We start from the raw sequence: 17,121 nt of genomic DNA, 5'->3' as shown, positions 1-17,121 counted from the left end.
CTTCGCTCTTCTCGTCTGTGGGTTGGGTGCTCGTCTAGATGATCTTCTGGCCGACCAGGTACTGGGAGATCTGGTTACCGCCCTCACCCTCGTCGGTGACCTTCTCACCCGCGGTCTTCGGCGGCTTCGGCGTCGACGACAGCACCGTCGACCCGGCGTTGGCAAGCCCGACCTCGTCGCTTTCGACGCCGATCTCGGCGAGGGTCAGCACCGTGACCTCTTTCTTCTTCGCGGCCATGATGCCCTTGAAGGACGGGAATCGCGGCTCGTTGATCTTCTCGGTCACACTCACCACAGCGGGCAACGACGCCTCGAGCGTGAACAGGCCGTCGTCGGTCTCGCGTTCCCCGGTGATCTTGCCGCCCTCGATGGACAGCTTGCGCAGGTGGGTCAGCTGCGGCAGGCCCAGGTACTCGGCGATGATGGCCGGCACGGCGCCGCCGGAGCCGTCGGTGGACTCGTTACCGGCGATGACGAGCTCGGTGCCCTCGATGGTGCCCAGCGCGCGCGCCAGCGCCCAGGCGGTTTGCACCACGCAGGAGCCGCGCATGCCGTCGTCCTTGAGGTGGACGGCCTTGTCGGCGCCCATCGACAGCGCCTTGCGGATCGCCTCGGTGGCGCGTTCGGGGCCCGCGGTCAGCACGGTCACCGAACCGTCGCCGCCCTCCCGCTCGCGGATCTGCAAGGCCTCTTCGACGGCGCGCTCGTTGATCTCGTCCAGCACCGCGTCGGCAGCCTCGCGGTCCAGCGTGTAATCGCCGTCGTTCAGCTTGCGCTCCGACCAGGTGTCTGGGACCTGCTTGATCAGGACCACGATGTTCGTCATGAGTGTGGTTCGTCCTCCTATTGAAGGAGCCTCGCAGCAGTCGACCACGAGACTTTCAGTACGCGTTTAGCAGCGCACGGTCGTGTTACTACTCGGTAACTTTGTGCAGCCTGCATTCACACCATAGCGGGTCGTACTGCACGTTCTTGCGGCATGTCTACCGTCGGCAACCGGGGGCTCCCCGCTCCCGGTTCGCGAATCCGACACTTCGCGTTAGCCTGCCTATGCGATGAGCGCAACCGTCCCCGACGTCCCCCGACGCAGCCCCGGCGATCCCTCGCCGTCGGCTGACCCCGTGCTGACGTTGACGGGCGAGCGCACCATCCCGGATCTGGACGTCGAAAACTACTGGTTCCGCCGCCACCAGGTGGTTTACCAGCGACTGGCGGGACGCTGCGCGGGCCGCGAGGTGCTCGAGGCCGGCTGCGGAGAGGGGTACGGCGCCGACCTGATCGCCGGCGTCGCGCGCCGGGTCGTGGCCGTGGATTACGACGAGGCCGCGGTGGACCACGTGCGCGCGCGCTACCCGCGGGTGGAGGTGATGCGGGCGAACCTGGCCGAGCTCCCGCTGCCCGGCGCGTCGGTGGATATTGTGGTCAACTTCCAAGTCATCGAGCACCTGTGGGATCAGCCACAATTCGTGGCCGAGTGCGCGCGGGTGCTGCGGCGCGGCGGGTTGCTGATGGTGTCCACACCCAACCGGATCACCTTCTCTCCCGGCCGCGACACCCCGATCAACCCGTTTCACACCCGCGAACTCAACGCCGACGAGCTGACGGAGTTGCTGGTGGACGCGGGCTTTCGCGAGGTGTCGGTCAGCGGGTTGTTCCACGGTCCGCGGCTGCGGGAGATGGACGCGCGCCACGGCGGCTCCATCATCGACGCGCAGATCCAGCGGGCGGTGGCCGGGGCGCCCTGGCCGCCGGAGCTGCAGGCGGACGTCGCCGCGGTGACGTGTGACGACTTCGAGATCCTGGACAGCGGCCGCCGTGACATCGACGACAGCCTGGATCTGATCGCAATCGCGGTAGCGCCGTGAGTAATTCGCACGACCGGGTGCCCGGCATGTTCACCCTGGTCCTGCACACCCACCTGCCGTGGCTGGCGCATCATGGGCGGTGGCCGGTCGGCGAGGAGTGGCTCTACCAATCCTGGGCGGCGGCCTATCTGCCGCTGATGCGGGTGCTGACCACGCTGGCAGACGAGGACCGCCAGGGGCTGGTCACGCTCGGCGTCACTCCGGTGGTCAACGCGCAGCTCGACGACCCCTACTGCCTCGACGGCATGCATCACTGGCTGGCCAACTGGCGACTGCGGGCGGCCGAGGCCGCCAGCGTGCGGTCCAATCCCCGTTCGAAGTCCGCGGGCTTCTTGTCGTGCGCGCCGGAAGCGTTGCGCGACTTGGGTATTCGCGAATGCGCCGAGGCGGATCAGGCGCTGAACGAATTTGCCACCCACTGGCGGCACGGCGGTAGCCCACTGTTGCGGGGCCTGATCGACGCCGGCACCGTGGAGTTGCTCGGCGGCCCGCTGGCCCACCCGTTCCAACCGCTGCTCGCGCCGCGGCTGCGCGAGTTCGCCCTGCGCGAAGGGCTGGCCGATCCGCAGCAGCGGATGGCGCACCGCCCGAGCGGAATCTGGGCGCCCGAATGCGCCTACGCGCCCGGCATGGAGCACGACTACGCCGCCGCGGGTGTCACCCACTTCATGGTCGACGGGCCGTCGCTGCACGGCGATACCGCGCTGGGCCGGCCGGTCGGCGACACCGACGTGGTCGCGTTCGGGCGCGACCTGCAGGTCAGCTATCGGGTGTGGTCACCGAAATCGGGCTACCCGGGGCACGCCGCCTACCGCGACTTCCACACCTACGACCACCTCACCGGGCTCAAGCCGGCGCGGGTGACCGGCCGCAACGTGCCCTCGGAGGCCAAGGCGCCCTACGATCCCGAGCGCGCCGACCAAGCGGTCGACAGCCATGTCGCCGACTTCGTCGAGGTGGTCCGCAACCGGCTGACGAGCGAATCCGAGCGGATCGGGCGGCCCGCCCACGTGGTCGCCGCCTTCGACACCGAACTGTTCGGCCACTGGTGGTACGAGGGCCCCACGTGGCTGCAGCGGGTGCTGCGCGAGCTGCCCGCCGCCGGCGTGCGGGTGGGGACGTTGAACGACGCCATCGCGGACGGATTCGTCGGGCGCGCAGTGCAATTGCCACCCAGCTCGTGGGGTTCGGGCAAGGACTGGCAGGTGTGGGCCGGCGACAAGGTGGCCGATCTCGTCCAGCTCAACAACGAAGTGGTCGACATGGCGCTCAGCACCGTCGACAAGGCGCTGTCGCAACGGGCGTCGCTGGACGGGCCGCTCCCCCGCGACCACGTCGCCGACCAGATCCTGCGCGAGACCCTGCTCACCGTCTCCAGCGACTGGCCGTTCATGGTGAGTAAGGACTCGGCCGCCGACTACGCGCGGTACCGCGCCCACTTGCATGCCCACGCCACCCGCGAGATCGCGGGCGCGCTGGCGTCCGGCCGGCGTGACGCCGCCGGGCGGCTGGCCGACGGATGGAACCGCGCCGATGGACTTTTCGGCGCGCTGGACGCGCGCAGGCTGCCCCGATGAGCGGGGCGACACCGTGAAAGTCCTGATGGTGTCGTGGGAGTACCCACCGGTGGTGATCGGCGGGCTCGGCCGGCACGTGCATCACCTATCGACCGCGCTGGCCGCCGCCGGCCACGAGGTCGTCGTGCTGTCCCGCCAGCCCACGGGCACCGACCCCAGCACGCACCCGTCGTCCGACGAGGTGGTCGACGGTGTCCGGGTGATCGCGGCCGCCCAGGATCCGCACGAATTCTCTTTCGGCGCCGACATGATGGCGTGGACGCTGGCGATGGGCCATTCCATGATCCGCGCGGGGCTGTCGCTGAAGAAGCGGGGCACCACCCGGTCGTGGCGTCCGGACGTCGTGCACGCGCACGACTGGCTGGTGGCTCATCCCGCGATCACACTCGCCCAGTACTACGACGTGCCAATGGTTTCCACCATTCACGCCACCGAGGCCGGACGGCATTCCGGCTGGATCTCCGGCGCCATCAGTCGTCAGGTGCACGCCCTGGAATCGTGGTTGGTGCGCGAATCCGATTCGCTGATCACGTGTTCGGCGTCAATGGGCGACGAGATCACCGAACTGTTCGGTCCGGGCCTGGCCGGAATAACGGTCATCCGCAACGGTATCGACGCCGCGCGCTGGCCATTCGCCGAGCGGCGAGCGCGCACCGGTCCCGCCGAACTGCTCTACCTCGGGCGGCTGGAGTACGAGAAGGGCGTGCACGACGTCATCGCCGCCCTGCCGCGGATCAGGCGCAGCCATCCGGGGACCACATTGACCATCGCCGGCGAGGGCACCCAACAGGAGTGGCTCGTCGAGCAAGCCCGAAAGAACCGCGTGCTCAAGGCAATTCGCTTCGCCGGGCACCTCGACCATGCCGAGCTGCTCGCGGTGCTGCATCGGGCCGACGTCGCGGTGCTGCCCAGCCACTACGAGCCGTTTGGGATCGTCGCGCTGGAGGCCGCCGCGGCGGGCACTCCGCTCGTGACGTCGAACATCGGCGGCCTGGGCGAGGCGGTGATCAACGGCCGGACCGGGGTGTCTTGCGCGCCCCGCGATATCACCGCGCTGGCCTCGGCCGTGCGGATCGTGCTCGACGATCCGGCTGCCGCTCAGCGCCGCGCCCGCGCCGCCCGCGAGCGACTCACCTCAGACTTCGACTGGAAGACCGTGGCCGGCGAGACCGCCCAGGTGTATCTGGCGGCCAAGCGCGCCGAGCGGCAGCCGCAGCCGCGCATGCCCATCATCGAGAACCCCCTGCCGAACCGCTAGCCTGCAGTATGGGGTTGGAATATTCGAGCGTGGTCGACGCGCCGATCGCCGACGTCTTCGCCTGGCACGCCCGGCGGGGCGCGTTCGCCCGGCTCTCGCCGCCGTGGCAGCCGATGCGACTGGTCACCGAGGCCTCGTCGCTGAAGGACGGTCGGGCGACGCTGGCGCTACCGGGCGGCCTGCGCTGGGTCGCCGTCCACCAGGCGGCGGGTTACGACCCGCCGCGGCGCTTCGTCGACGCGATCGGTGGCGACGGCCTGGCCGCGCTGCCGGCACGAATGGCAGTGCGCTGGCGGCACACCCACGACTTCGAAGACGTCGGCGACGGCCGCACCCGGGTCATCGACCGGGTGGACACGCCCGTGCCCGGGTCGTTGCTGCGCCCCATGTTCACCTACCGGCACCGTCAGCTGGCCGACGATCTGGCCGCGCACCGGCTGGCCGCCGACAACGGGCTGGCTCCGGCGACGGTCGCGATCACCGGAGCGTCCGGGCTGGTGGGTTCGGCGTTGACCGCGTTTCTGAGCACCGGCGGCCATCGCGTCGTCCGGTTGGTTCGCCACGCCCCGCGGACCGACGACGAGCGGCAGTGGGATCCCGACGACCCCGACCCGGCACTGTTCGACGGTGTGGACGCCGTCATCCATCTCGCGGGCGCCTCGATCGCCGGCCGGTTCACCGAGAAGCATCGACATGCCATCCGCGACAGCAGGATTGACCCGACCCGCCGGCTGGCTGAAGCTGTGGGCCGCGGCCCACAGCGGCCGGACGTGTTCATCTCGGCTTCGGCGATCGGGTACTACGGATACGACCGCGGTGATGACATCCTGACCGAGGACAGCGACCGCGGCGACGGCTTTCTCGCCGATGTCGTGGCGGATTGGGAGGCGGCGACCGCACCCGCGGCACAGGCCGGGGTGCGGGTGGTGCAGGTGCGCACCGGCATCGTGCAATCCCCGCGCGGCGGAACGTTGAAGCTGATGCGTCCGTTGTTCAGCGCCGGCCTGGGCGGCCGGCTCGGCGACGGCAGGCAATGGCTCTCGTGGATCGGGATCGACGACCTGGTCGACATTTACCACCGCGCCCTATGGGACGAAGCACTGGCGGGACCCGTGAACGCCGTTGCCCCTCAACCGGTTCGCAACAGCGAATACACCGCCACCCTGGCTCACGTCGTGCACCGGCCCGCGGTGTTGCCGGTGCCGTCGCTGGGGCCTCGGCTGCTGCTCGGCGAGCAGGGCGCCCGCGAGCTCGCGTGCGCCAATCAGCGAGTGGCCCCGCAAAAGCTGACTGCCGCCGGGCACCGGTTTCGCCAGCCAGACCTCGACCAAGCCCTGCGTCACCTGCTCGGGCGCACCGGCTGAGGACTAGGACCTCCCGCATTTGGGCCTGATCAAGCCCGATCCGCTCACCTAAATGGTTCAATTTCTTAATGATCTCCGGTGCGCTGGTCCGGCGCGCCCGTCGCACCAGCGCGGCCGCAATGTGCGTCGCCGCGGCGGCCGCCGTGCTGCTTGGCCCGCGCCAGGCCGGCGCCGAATCCACGGAAGCGGACAGCACGACCGACGTCGCATGCGCGACCGAGACCCGGGCGGTTCCGACGACATGGTATTTCCCGAGCACGCCGCCGGTGGGATTGGTCTGGCTGCAGCACGGCTTCGTCGAGGGCGCGAAGGTCTGGTCCACCTTCGCCGCCGAGCTCGCCGGCAGCGGATACCTCGTGCTGGCCACCAAGCTGCCCACCGTCAACCCCTTCGGCTGCACCGTGGAGCACCTCATTGACAACACCGGCTTCCTGAACAACATCGCCGATGTCTTTGCCCACAAAGACGATCCGACTGGCGCGTTGGCGTCATCCTTCGCGATGGCGGCCGCCAAGGCCGGCCGGTCTGTCATCCCGCTACCCGACAAGTTGGTTTTCGTGGGGCATTCGGCAGGGGCCGAGGCCGTCGAATACGTCGCCGAGCGCCTGCACACGGCTTATCCGGACACCTTCGCCCAAATGCGCGGCATCGTCAGCGAAGACGGCGTCAAGTCGTTCCTCGGATCCAACACCGACCAAGCGCTGGCAGGTTTGGCGGGCACCACGCTGCCTATCTACGCCACGGCGTCGCCCCATCTGCTGTGCAACTTTTTCCAACTCGGTACGAAGGCGATCGAACGGTTCCTGTCGGACCGGACATTTCATGGGGTGAAGATCGTCACCGGCGCGCACGGCGACGCGCTGGGACCGTCGTCGCCGGCGTACGAAAACCTGGTGTGCGGTCGTCCGAAGCCGGGCAATGTCGCGGCGGTATGGGGCCTCACGCGGGGCTGGATCGCCGATATGTTCGCGGGGACCCTGACACCCGATTTCTACCCGGGCGGAAGCTACTACAACGAACTCTTGACGGACGGCACCATCAGCACGCTGCCGTGACGGGGTGCGGCGCCGATGCGCTTGGACACGGCGCCGCCCCCTAGTTCGCGTCTCGGCCGCGACGGCTCCGCCGATAAGCCCGGGCCCGCAGGTCGGCGAGCCACCGCGGGTGCAGGCTCAGGCCGGGAGGAGTGTTGATGACGGGATCAAACGATACGTCCCCCGCCCGTTCGGGATCGATGACACCGGTCAGCGCGAGCCGGCCCAGTGGCGTGAAATCGCCTGTACCACAAGCCTGATCGAGTGACACCTCGATTTTGTCATGGTCGAGCCGGTTGCGGACGCTGTTCAGCGAGAGGCCGGGGCCGTCGATCTCGCTCACGATCCGGGCCCTGAGCCACCAGTTGTCCCCCTGATAGTGCAGCGGCATCAGGGTGGTCAGAGTCTGACCGCTCCAGGAGATGGCCGGCCGCAGTGCCAGCGCGCGGGACAGCACCCCCGAGCCCGAGGAGACGAGCAGGATGTCCCATGGCCCGGGAGCCTGCTGCGGCGTTGACCGGAAGGCCAGGCCGATGAAGTCCGGCAAGGCGCCCGGGGTGCCGCTGGCCTTGGACACCCGCGCGACAATCTCGGACGACGATATGGGCAGCCCCTGACCGGGGGGCGCGACCCGTTCGAGGAAGCCTTCCGCCAGCACCCCGATGGGATGGAACAACCGTTTTCCCCGGATAGCGGAGCCCCACTGGAAGGGCGCCGCGACAAGATCGGAAACATTCACCGGCGGCGGGTTCCCGTTTCCCGCCGAAGAAAACGCGCTCGGACGGTTGCCTTCAGGCGAGCTTCAAGAGTCCAGAGCGGTCACGCGATCACCCGATGTCCGATCATGCGCGCTTCACCGGGCAATTGTTGCTGCTGATTCTGTGAGCGACCGTCGATGTAGACCTGCTGCATGACTGCCTGCCACGACTCCATCTCGGGCACCGATCCCCAAATCCCCTCGAACAACCCCACGATCACGGCCCGGTTGTCGTCCGTCAGCGCATAAACGGGGCCGCCGAAGTCACGGCTGTCCACGGCGACGTCTTCAATGATGAAGCGGCCATCGCTGACGGAGCTGATCGATCCGCACCGCTGGCCGTCCGCCCGGCGGAACTGGCACACCGGCAGGCCGGGTTGCGCGCGCAGGCCGGGCGACGACGTCAGCTGCCGGCCAGTCGGCAACACGTCCGAGGCCGTCACGGTCGCACCAAGCCCAATGACCTCGTATTCGACGGGCAGCATCGCGCCGTTCGCCGCCGTGTCGTCGGCGGCCTGGCGGCGCGCGAGCACCACCGTTCCGACCGGGTTTCCGTCCCGGTCGGTGACTTCCGACGTTCCGCTCTCGCATTGGCCGCTGGTCACCGCGACCCGCAACCGGGGCTCAACCAGGCCGACCATGCAAACCGTGCCACCTTGCCGGATCTCCATACCGGGAAACACCGTGACGGCCGGATCGGCGGTCGCCGAGCCCGGGGATCCGACGACCATCAACGCGAACGCGAACACGATCGCCAGGCGACCGCACCGGCAGCTGACCGCTTCCATTGGGCCACACCACCCCTCACGTAAGTCCGACGATTTTGCCGGACACGCTGATGAGCCGTGGATACCCGCCGGCAATGCCGTCAAACCGGCAAAAAGCCAGCTCGGAGGTCGCCCGATCAAGGCCGGGGGCCGCTTCCGTCGCCCTGGAATCGCTGCATCGCGTCGATCATCGCGCCGAGCACCCGATGGGCGGCCATCAAGTCCGCATCGGGCAGCTCCTCCAGGGCGGCCCGGGTGAGGGCGCCCAGCGGACTGAAGAAGGACCGGGCGGTGGCCAGGCCGGTTTCGCCATGACGCAGGACGACCTTACGACGATCGTCTGGGTGTGAATCGCGACGGATGTGTCCCGAATCGATCAACCGATCGACGAGGTAGGTGATGGCCGAACCGGACAGTCCCATCCGCTGGCTGAGATCACCGGAGGTCATCGGACGCCCGGCGCCTTCTGCGACCATGACATACATCAACGCTCGGAAGTCATTGGGCCGCAGACGATGTGACATCGCGAACTGCCGCCCGATCTGGTCGGATTCGGCTGATATCTCTCGCAGATCGGCAGAGATCAGCGACTCCAGCGCATCGCGGCTCCCGCGCTGCCCGTCAGCTTCCATAACAATGTGAGCATATCCCTGAACCGCCACACAGTTCAGTTCGTTAATGGTTAATTGACTGAAATGATCCTCGGTGACGAGCTTGCCGGCAGCGCGAAGGGTCGAGGCGGCGACGACTACGACCCGCTCCCGGCTGGCGGACCGAGAAGAATTTCATTAAGTTAATGTTTAAGTTATTGAAGGTGATGGGTAAGGTCGTCCGAGGTTGAACAGGGTCGATCGGAGCGGTTGCTGTCGCAAGGGCGTTTTGATGCTCCGAGCAGCGGCGATGACCGCGTGTGTTTGAGCCGATCTAACCTGGGAATGCCAAGCCGTCCAGGAGGGAAGCGCGTGGCCAAAATGGGTGCTTTGTCGTTGACACCCGCCACCGAGTCGCCGGTAATCGCGGCGGAACGGTCAGAAGTACAGGACTTCGACGAATGGCGCTCGGACGAATGGCGCTCGGACGTGCGGCACGCGGTTCTCGCCCACCTCGCCGACTTCGTCGCGCCACGGCGTCGCGAGCTCGACGACACGCGCATCGATGCCGCGAGCGACATCCTGACGGCGTTCATCTCCGGCGGTAAATGCGTGCGATCGACCTTCGCGTATCTGGGATGGCTCTGCGGTGCAGCGCCGTGCGAAGCGGCGTTGCAGGCGGCCGCGAGTTTCGAGCTGCTGCACGTTTTTGCGCTGCTGCAGGACGATGTCATGGACGGTTCGACCGAACGGCGGGGGCGCCCCTCGGCGCACCTTCATTTCGCCCAATGGCACCGCGAGCGTGGGTTATCCGGGTCGGCGCGACGGTTCGGTGAATCGGCCGCCATCCTGCTGGGTGACCTCTGCCTGATCTGGTCCGAGCAGATGCTGCGCGAAAGCGGCGTCCCACCCGGGCGCTTGCAGCAGGCGTGGCCCCGCTACGACACGATGCGCACGGAGCTGGCGATTGGTCAGTTCGGGGACCTGACGACCGATGTCCGGCACATGCCTCCGCTGGAGGCCGTGCTCGACGTGGCGCGGCGCAAGTCGGGCAACTACACCGTGCGGCGACCGCTGGAGATCGGCGCGGCGATGTCCGGTTGCGACGATCGAACCATGACACGACTGGGCCGCTACGGCGCCGCGGTCGGGGAAGCGTTCCAGCTTCGCGACGACGTCCTCGGCATCTTCGGCTCGCCGGCCACCACGGGGAAGCCGTGTTCCGGAGATCTGCTGGAACGCAAGGCAACCAGCGTCGTGGTGGCCGCACACCAGCTGGCCGATCCGACGACCCGCGCCGCAATGAACGAATTGATGAACGGCCACGTCCTCGACGACGACGCGCTCGACCAGTGGAAGGCGTTGATCGTGAAGACCGGGGCCGTCGCGATGATCGAGGAGATGATCAGCGACCGGGTCGCGTCGGCGCGTGAACACCTTGGGGACACCCCGATCGACGAGCCCGTCCGTGCCGCGCTGGACGAAATGGCGGCCGCGTGTACGGATCGTGCCGAATGAGTGCCACAAGTTTGGGAGCATGCTGATATGCGGACCATCGAAGGACGCAGCGAGCACGTGGTGGTGATCGGGGCCGGCCTGGCGGGCCTGGCCGCCGCGTTGCACCTGGCGGGACGGGGGCGGGCGGTCACGGTGGTCGAGCGCCAGCCGTGGCCGGGCGGCCGCGCCGGCCGGCTCGACATCGACGGCTACCGCATCGACACCGGGCCGACGGTGATCACGATGCCGGACATCATCGACGAGACTTTGGCGGCCGTGGGGCGGAGCCTGTCGGGCCGGCTGGAGCTACTGCCGCTCGATCCGGCCTACCGGGCGGTGTTCGCCGACGGCAGCGCGCTCGACGTGCACACCGATCCGGACCGGATGGCAACCGCCATTGAAGAGTTCGCTGGCTTCGGGCAGGCAGCGGGCTACCAAAAGCTGCGCGAGTGGCTGAAGCGGTTGTACCGGATCGAATTCGACGGGTTCATCGCCGCCAATTTCGATTCCCCGCTGTCGTTGCTCACGCCCCAGTTGGCGCGGCTGGCCGCGATCGGCGGGTTTCGCAAATGGGATCGCGTGGTCAGGCGCCACATCAGCGATCCCCGGCTGCAGCGGGTATTCACGTTTCAATCGCTGTACGCCGGCGTAGCGCCCCGCAACGCTCTGGCCGTCTACGCGGTCATCGCCTACATGGACACCGTCGCGGGCGTGTTCTTTCCGCGCGGCGGCGTTCGCGCGCTCCCCGACGCCCTGGCCGCGGCGGCCGCCGACGCCGGGGTCCAGTTCCGTTACAACGCGACGGTGACCGGGCTCGACCGCGCCGGAGGGCGGGTCAGCGCCGTGCGAACGGACCGCTTGGACCCGATCGCCTGCGACGCGGTGGTGCTGACCACCGAACTGCCGAAGACCTACGAATTGTTGGGCCGCACACCACGTCGCCCGGTGCGGCTGCGGCACGCGCCGTCGGCGGTCGTGGCTCACCTGGGCTGCCGCCGCGGCGCGTCGGACACGGCGCATCACACCATCCTGTTCGGTGACTCCTGGGATCAGACGTTCACCGACATCATCCGCGACGGACGGCTGATGCAGGATCCGTCGCTCCTGGTCACCCGCCCCACCGCGAGCGACCCGACGCTGGCCCCCGACGGGCGCGACCTGCTGTACGTGCTCGCCCCGGCACCGAACCTGGATCGCGGGAACATCGACTGGGGCAGCGTCGGCGATCTCTACGTCCACGACCTCATCGGCGATGTGGCGGCGCGGTTGTTGCCCGGGTTACCCGAAGACGCAACGGTATTGGACGTCGTCACACCCGCCGACTGGGCGCGGCAGGGCATGGCCGCGGGCAGCCCCTTTGCGCTGGCCCACACCTTCGGGCAGACCGGCCCCTTCCGGCCGGCCAACATGGTGCGCGGCATCGAGAACGCGGTGCTCGCCGGGTCGTCGACCGTGCCCGGTGTCGGTGTGCCCACCACGCTGATCTCGGGGCGGCTTGCCGCCGACCGCATCACCGGCCCTAATGCCGGCCGAGCCGACCGGATGGCGACACACCACGACCTGGGAGCCGGGCTGACATGATCCGCAGCGAATTGGACGCGGCCGGCATCGATGAGCCGCGCCTGCGCGCAGGCTATCGACGCTGCCGCGAGCTCAACGCCGCGCACGGGCGCACCTTCTTCTTGGCCACCCGGCTGCTGGCGCCCGACCAACGGCCGGCGGTGCATGCCCTCTACGGTTTCGCGCGCTACGCCGACGACATCCTCGACGACCTGGATCCCCAGCTGCGCACCGACATCCGCGCCCAACGACTCCAGCAACTGGCCGACGAGTTCTTTGCGGGCGGAGACCACCTGGACAATCCCGTGCTCGCCGCGGTGACCCACACCGCACGCCGGTACCGGATCGGCACCGAGTTGTTCGACGATTTCCTGGCGTCGATGCGGATGGACCTCACGGTGACCGACTATCCGGACCGCGAAGCGCTCAATCTCTACATGCGTGGCTCCGCCGAAGCCATTGGGCTGCAAGTACTTCCCGTGCTGGGGACGGTGGCGCCGGTCGAGGAGGCCGCGCCGTATGCCGCCGCGCTGGGCAGGGCATTCCAGCTCACCAACTTCCTGCGCGACATCGACGAAGACCTCTTGCGGCAACGGGTCTACCTGCCGGCCGACGAACTCGCCGCCCATAGAGTCGACCGCGAGTTGTTGACCTGGTGTCACGAACACCGCCGCACCGATCCGCGGGTCAAGCAGGCACTGGCGGCTCAACACGAGATCACCCGGGAGACTTACCGTTTCGCCGCTCCTGGCATCGCCATGCTCAGCGCCCGCTCGCAACCCTGCGTCGCGGCCGCGGCAGCGCTGTACTCGGAAATCCTGGACCGCATCGAAGAAAGCGACTTCGCGGTGTTCAATCACCGGGCGACGGTCGGCAGGGCTCGACGACTGCAGGTCGCCGGCATCGGGCTGATACGGTCGTGGCGGGCGCGCAATGGCTCGCCCGGTGTTTCGGATTCCCCGGGGGCCGCATGACCGATCGTGGGCAATATCTCTTGGTCCTGGCCGCATGCCTGGCGATCACCGCGCCCCTGGAGATGTTCGGTCCCGGCGTCTACCGGCAATGGCGGCGGCTCGTCAAGGCGGTCTGGCCGGTGGCCGCGGTATTCCTGCTGTGGGACGAGATCGCCATCGCCGCGCACGTGTGGACGTACAACGGCGCCTACATCACCGGCCTGAGCATCCCGTTCCATGTGCCGATCGAAGAGGTGCTGTTCTTCGTCGTCATCCCGATATGCGCGCTGCTCACATACAACGCCGTCAGCACCATTCTGGAAAGGGTCAACCGCCGATGACGGGGGTGGGCTATACCGTTCCGGCCGTGGCGGCCGTATTGGCCGTGATCGCACTGGAATTGGCGGTGCTGCGCACGGGACTGTTCCGGCGGCCGGCCTACTGGCTGTCGATGCTGATCACCCTCGGCTTCCAGGTCCCGGTCGACGGCTGGCTGACCAAGCTCAGCTCCCCCATCGTCAGCTACGACCCTCGACACATCACCGGCCTGCGTTTCCCGTTCGACATCCCGGTCGAGGATTTCTTGTTCGGCTTCGCGCTGGCCACCGCCGTGTTGCTGGGATGGGAACGCCAACGTGCGCGTCGATGAGGCGGGTCCCACTCCCGACCAGTTGTCGGCAGCGTTCGACGCAGGAGCGACGGCCTATGATCGGCTGGTCGGCGCCAGCCCCGGTTACCACGACCAACTGCTGCTCTCCGCGCGCCGCATGCGAATCCGCGACCGCGGCAAGGGCTTACGGCTGCTAGACGTCGGGTGCGGTACCGGCGCCTCGACGGCCGCGCTGCTCGCCGTGGCGCCCGAGGCCGACATCGTCGCCGTCGACGCTTCGCGGGGCATGCTCGACGCGGCGGAAGCGAAAGACTGGCCCCCGTCGGTGCGGTTCGTGCACACCCCCGTCGAGCAGCTGGCAGAGCACGGCATCACCGGACCGTTCGACGGCATCCTGGCCGCCTACCTGATCCGCAACCTCGCCGACCGCGACGGCCAATTGCGGAAACTCCGGATGTTACTGCGACCCGGCGCCACCCTGGCGGTGCACGAATACTCGGTGCGCGACTCCGCCGCCGCCACCCGAATCTGGCACGCCGTGTGCTGGGGCATCATCATTCCCGCCGGGTGGTGGCGCACCCGGGACACGGCGCTGTACCGCTACCTGTGGCGCAGCGTGCTGGAGTTCGACGGCGCAGCACGATTCCGCACCCGCCTCGCCGATGCGGGGTTCACCGCGGTGCACAGCGAAACGATGCCCGGCTGGGAGGCCAACATCGTGCACACCTTCCTGGCGGATGCCCCATGACGGCCATCGGAACCGATCGGCGGCGCGAAACACATTCCGCGACAACCGGATTGCCGGATGCCAGTGCGCTGGAGTCACAACCCCGCGTGGTCGTCGTGGGCGGCGGCATCGCGGGCCTGACCGCCGCCACCGGACTGGCCGAACGCGGCGTCGCCGTCGAGGTGATCGAGCGCGAACCCTACCTCGGCGGCCGGGTGGGCGGCTGGACGGAGCAGCACGACGGAACCGGCCTCGCGATGAATCGCGGCTTCCACGCGTTCTTCCGGCAGTATTACAACCTGCGGTCCCTGCTCGGGCGCATCGATCCGCAGTTGCGGATGCTCACGCCCGTCGCCGACTATCCGCTCATCGACGGGGCGGGCCGGCGCGACACCTTCCGCGGGCTGCCGAGGACCCCGCCGTGGAACGCGGTGGCGTTCGCGGCGCGCAGCCCGACCTTCCGGCTCCGCGACTTCCTGCAGATCGACGCGCGCGCGGCCGCGCCCCTGGCGGCGGTCTCGGTGCCGGAAATCTATGAGCGTCTCGACCACTTCGACGCCGCGACCTTCCTGAAGAGCATCCGATTCCCGGAGGCGGCAAGGCATCTGGCGTTCGAGGTGTTCTCCCGCAGTTTCTTCGCCGACCCCGCCAAGCTTTCCGCGGCCGAGTTGGCGACCATGTTCCACATCTACTTCCTCGGGTCGTCCGAGGGCCTGATCTTCGACGTCCCCACGTCGAACTACGACAGCGCGCTCTGGGAGCCGCTGCGGCGCTACCTCGAGGCACGGGGCGTGCGCTTCCGGCTCGGCACCGGCGCCTCGCACATCGACACGGCGCCGTCGAAACCGTTCCGGGTGCAGACCGATTCGGGCGACCACGTGGAGGCGGATGCCGTGGTGCTCGCCACCGACGTGGCCGGTTTGCAGCGCATCGCCGCGGCATCGACCGGCCTGGCCACCGACGACTGGCGCGCACAGATCGCACAGCTGCGCACCGCCCCGCCATTCGCCGTGTATCGATTGTGGCTCGATCGGCCCGTCGCCGCCCGGCGGCCGGCGTTCCTGGGCACGGCCGGCCACGAACCACTGGACAACATCAGCGTGTTGGAGCGCTACGAACGTCAGGCCGCGGAATGGTCACGCACTCACCATGGGTCCGTCGTCGAATTGCACTCCTACGCCCTCGACGCCGCGCCGTCGAGGGCCGCCATGCTGCGCCAGCTGCACAAGATCTATCCGGAAACCGCCGCGGCGCAAATCGTTTGCGAGCGGCTGCTGCAACGCAACGATTGCCCGCTGTTTTCACCGGGATCGTATGCGCACCGCCCGCCGGTGGTCACGCCGCAGCCCGGTCTGCTGTTGGCCGGTGACTCCGTCCGCGTGGATTTGCCCGTTGCACTCATGGAGCGCGCCGCGACCACGGGATGGTGCGCCGCGAACCATTTGCTGGGAAGATGGGGACTGGCCGGTCACCCGTTGGTCACGGTGCCCACCCGTGGCCGGTCACCCGTGTTGCGATGGCTCGCCAGCCGCGAAGGACCCGCCCGACGATGAATTTTCGTGAACAGCTGCAACACCTGTTGCCGGCCACTCGAGCCAAAGACTGGCCGTTGCAGGTGGTTCCGCGTACGCCCTGGGCCGAGCAGCGCCCGACCTACCGGGACGCACAACCGGCCATCATCGACGGCGCGCTGGAACGCGCCCTGCAAAGACCCACCGGGAACTGGTTCGCGTTCGCGGGCAGCACCGACGTGCGTCCCGGGCGGCCGTTCGGCGCCCGGGTCGCCGGGGTCGAGGTCGTCGCCTGGCGCGACGCGGAACACCGGCTTTGTGTCGGGCCCCGCAGTTGCCCACACCTGGGGGCCGATCTGGCCACCGGGACCGTGCACGGCGGCACACTGATCTGCCGATGGCACGGGCTGGCCCTGGACGGCCGCGCGAGCGAATTCGGCTGGAGCCCCTTGCCCAGCCACGACGACGGCACCCTGGTTTGGGTGCGGCTCGACGGCGTGGGTGGGGAGACCCCGTTGGAGGAGCCGGTGATCCCGGCCCGGCCGGCCGGTGACACCCTGGCCGCCGTCGCCCGAATGGTGGGCGTGTGCGAGCCCGCCGACATCATCGCCAATCGGCTTGACCCCTGGCACGGCGCATGGTTCCACCCGTACTCGTTCGCCCGCCTCGAAGTTCTCACCACGCCAACCGAAGACATCGATCGCTTCTTGGTGGCGGTGACCTTCCGGATGGGCCGCCTGGGCGTTCCCGTTGTCGCGGAGTTCAGCTGCCCCGAGGCACGCACCATCGTCATGCGCATCGTGGACGGCGAGGGAACCGGCAGCACAGTGGAAACGCACGCCACACCGGTCGGTTCAGGCCCCGACGGGCGGCCACGCACCGCCGTGCTGGAAGCCACCATCGCGCATTCGGACCGTCCCGGGTTCAAGCGGGCGTTCCGGGCGGCGCCGCTGATCACACCGCTCATGCGCTTCGCGGCCGGCAGGCTCTGGCGCGACGATCTGGCCTACGCCGAGCGCCGCTACCAGGTGCGTGCCGGCCTCGGCTGACG

Annotated in this window: 17 protein-coding genes; 13 read left to right on the top strand and 4 right to left on the bottom strand. The window is 68.5% G+C overall.

Annotated features, from left to right (window positions below):
* Positions 1-34 precede the first annotated feature (34 nt).
* A complete protein-coding gene (locus A5750_RS23365) occupies positions 35-826 on the bottom strand; it encodes an electron transfer flavoprotein subunit beta/FixA family protein (protein ID WP_066952432.1) in 792 nt (263 codons plus the stop codon).
* 229 nt (positions 827-1,055) lie between these two features.
* Between A5750_RS23365 and A5750_RS23360 the strand changes: the two genes are divergently transcribed.
* The 5 genes from A5750_RS23360 to A5750_RS23340 all read left to right on the top strand — a co-directional run bounded on the left by A5750_RS23360 (position 1,056) and on the right by A5750_RS23340 (position 7,119).
* A complete protein-coding gene (locus tag A5750_RS23360) occupies positions 1,056-1,865 on the top strand; it encodes a bifunctional 2-polyprenyl-6-hydroxyphenol methylase/3-demethylubiquinol 3-O-methyltransferase UbiG (protein ID WP_067266047.1) in 810 nt (269 codons plus the stop codon).
* 26 nt (positions 1,866-1,891) lie between these two features.
* The gene (locus A5750_RS23355; protein WP_156664400.1) at positions 1,892-3,442 is read left to right on the top strand and encodes a glycoside hydrolase family 57 protein; all 1,551 of its coding nucleotides are present in this window, start codon (positions 1,892-1,894) and stop codon (positions 3,440-3,442) included.
* A 13-nt stretch (positions 3,443-3,455) separates the two neighbouring features.
* On the top strand, positions 3,456-4,700 hold the full coding sequence (locus A5750_RS23350) for a glycosyltransferase family 4 protein (protein ID WP_067266237.1): 1,245 nt from the start codon (positions 3,456-3,458) through the stop codon (positions 4,698-4,700).
* Positions 4,701-4,708: 8 nt separating this feature from the next.
* Entirely contained in the window at positions 4,709-6,064 is a 1,356-nt protein-coding gene (locus A5750_RS23345; protein ID WP_067266041.1) for a TIGR01777 family oxidoreductase, read from the top strand.
* A 68-nt stretch (positions 6,065-6,132) separates the two neighbouring features.
* Positions 6,133-7,119, top strand: a complete 987-nt coding sequence (locus A5750_RS23340) for a hypothetical protein (RefSeq protein WP_067266038.1) — start codon at positions 6,133-6,135, stop codon at positions 7,117-7,119.
* A 40-nt stretch (positions 7,120-7,159) separates the two neighbouring features.
* Here the strand turns inward: A5750_RS23340 and A5750_RS23335 are convergent, their stop codons facing one another.
* The 3 genes from A5750_RS23335 to A5750_RS23325 all read right to left on the bottom strand — a co-directional run bounded on the left by A5750_RS23335 (position 7,160) and on the right by A5750_RS23325 (position 9,254).
* Complete coding sequence (locus A5750_RS23335; protein ID WP_066952422.1) at positions 7,160-7,837, bottom strand: phosphodiesterase; 678 nt, start codon at positions 7,835-7,837, stop codon at positions 7,160-7,162.
* An 80-nt stretch (positions 7,838-7,917) separates the two neighbouring features.
* Entirely contained in the window at positions 7,918-8,643 is a 726-nt protein-coding gene (locus A5750_RS23330; protein WP_067266035.1) for a hypothetical protein, read from the bottom strand.
* Between the two features lie 116 nt (positions 8,644-8,759).
* Positions 8,760-9,254 carry a MarR family winged helix-turn-helix transcriptional regulator gene (locus A5750_RS23325; protein WP_067266031.1) on the bottom strand — a complete coding sequence of 165 codons (495 nt, stop codon included), beginning with the start codon at positions 9,252-9,254 and terminating at the stop codon, positions 8,760-8,762.
* Positions 9,255-9,557: 303 nt separating this feature from the next.
* Between A5750_RS23325 and A5750_RS23320 the strand changes: the two genes are divergently transcribed.
* The 8 genes from A5750_RS23320 to A5750_RS23285 are packed head-to-tail and all read left to right on the top strand — an operon-like array spanning position 9,558 to position 17,119.
* A complete protein-coding gene (locus tag A5750_RS23320; RefSeq protein WP_067266027.1) occupies positions 9,558-10,730 on the top strand; it encodes a polyprenyl synthetase family protein in 1,173 nt (390 codons plus the stop codon).
* Between the two features lie 27 nt (positions 10,731-10,757).
* Positions 10,758-12,290, top strand: coding sequence for a phytoene desaturase family protein (gene crtI / locus A5750_RS23315; protein WP_067266023.1), 1,533 nt, complete (start codon positions 10,758-10,760; stop codon positions 12,288-12,290).
* On the top strand, positions 12,287-13,243 hold the full coding sequence (locus A5750_RS23310) for a phytoene/squalene synthase family protein (protein ID WP_067266021.1): 957 nt from the start codon (positions 12,287-12,289) through the stop codon (positions 13,241-13,243). The genes crtI and A5750_RS23310 overlap by 4 nt, the downstream gene beginning before the upstream one ends.
* Positions 13,240-13,563 carry a lycopene cyclase domain-containing protein gene (locus A5750_RS23305; RefSeq protein WP_066952410.1) on the top strand — a complete coding sequence of 108 codons (324 nt, stop codon included), beginning with the start codon at positions 13,240-13,242 and terminating at the stop codon, positions 13,561-13,563. Before A5750_RS23310 ends, A5750_RS23305 begins: the two co-directional genes overlap by 4 nt.
* On the top strand, positions 13,560-13,871 hold the full coding sequence (locus tag A5750_RS23300; protein ID WP_066952408.1) for a lycopene cyclase domain-containing protein: 312 nt from the start codon (positions 13,560-13,562) through the stop codon (positions 13,869-13,871). The genes A5750_RS23305 and A5750_RS23300 overlap by 4 nt, the downstream gene beginning before the upstream one ends.
* Entirely contained in the window at positions 13,858-14,580 is a 723-nt protein-coding gene (locus tag A5750_RS23295) for a class I SAM-dependent methyltransferase (protein ID WP_067266018.1), read from the top strand. Before A5750_RS23300 ends, A5750_RS23295 begins: the two co-directional genes overlap by 14 nt.
* On the top strand, positions 14,577-16,112 hold the full coding sequence (locus A5750_RS23290) for an FAD-dependent oxidoreductase (protein ID WP_067266013.1): 1,536 nt from the start codon (positions 14,577-14,579) through the stop codon (positions 16,110-16,112). Before A5750_RS23295 ends, A5750_RS23290 begins: the two co-directional genes overlap by 4 nt.
* Positions 16,109-17,119, top strand: a complete 1,011-nt coding sequence (locus tag A5750_RS23285) for a DUF5914 domain-containing protein (RefSeq protein ID WP_066952402.1) — start codon at positions 16,109-16,111, stop codon at positions 17,117-17,119. Before A5750_RS23290 ends, A5750_RS23285 begins: the two co-directional genes overlap by 4 nt.
* The last annotated feature ends 2 nt before the right edge of the window (positions 17,120-17,121 follow it).

This window comes from Mycobacterium sp. 852002-51613_SCH5001154 (assembly GCF_001667425.1).
In the GTDB taxonomy this organism is placed as follows: domain Bacteria; phylum Actinomycetota; class Actinomycetes; order Mycobacteriales; family Mycobacteriaceae; genus Mycobacterium.
The sequence above is the reverse complement of the archived record's forward strand: the minus strand, read 5'-3'. Positions and strand labels throughout refer to the sequence as shown.

Coding starts and splice junctions, on each gene's coding strand:
- A5750_RS23345 (WP_067266041.1), top strand. CDS start 4,709: ATGGGGTTGGAATATTCGAGCGTGGTCGACGCGCCGATCGCCGACGTC.
- A5750_RS23365 (WP_066952432.1), bottom strand. CDS start 826: ATGACGAACATCGTGGTCCTGATCAAGCAGGTCCCAGACACCTGGTCG.
- A5750_RS23320 (WP_067266027.1), top strand. CDS start 9,558: ATGCCAAGCCGTCCAGGAGGGAAGCGCGTGGCCAAAATGGGTGCTTTG.
- A5750_RS23310 (WP_067266021.1), top strand. CDS start 12,287: ATGATCCGCAGCGAATTGGACGCGGCCGGCATCGATGAGCCGCGCCTG.
- crtI (WP_067266023.1), top strand. CDS start 10,758: ATGCGGACCATCGAAGGACGCAGCGAGCACGTGGTGGTGATCGGGGCC.
- A5750_RS23285 (WP_066952402.1), top strand. CDS start 16,109: ATGAATTTTCGTGAACAGCTGCAACACCTGTTGCCGGCCACTCGAGCC.
- A5750_RS23360 (WP_067266047.1), top strand. CDS start 1,056: ATGAGCGCAACCGTCCCCGACGTCCCCCGACGCAGCCCCGGCGATCCC.
- A5750_RS23305 (WP_066952410.1), top strand. CDS start 13,240: ATGACCGATCGTGGGCAATATCTCTTGGTCCTGGCCGCATGCCTGGCG.
- A5750_RS23340 (WP_067266038.1), top strand. CDS start 6,133: ATGATCTCCGGTGCGCTGGTCCGGCGCGCCCGTCGCACCAGCGCGGCC.
- A5750_RS23300 (WP_066952408.1), top strand. CDS start 13,560: ATGACGGGGGTGGGCTATACCGTTCCGGCCGTGGCGGCCGTATTGGCC.
- A5750_RS23330 (WP_067266035.1), bottom strand. CDS start 8,643: ATGGAAGCGGTCAGCTGCCGGTGCGGTCGCCTGGCGATCGTGTTCGCG.
- A5750_RS23325 (WP_067266031.1), bottom strand. CDS start 9,254: ATGGAAGCTGACGGGCAGCGCGGGAGCCGCGATGCGCTGGAGTCGCTG.
- A5750_RS23290 (WP_067266013.1), top strand. CDS start 14,577: ATGACGGCCATCGGAACCGATCGGCGGCGCGAAACACATTCCGCGACA.
- A5750_RS23355 (WP_156664400.1), top strand. CDS start 1,892: ATGTTCACCCTGGTCCTGCACACCCACCTGCCGTGGCTGGCGCATCAT.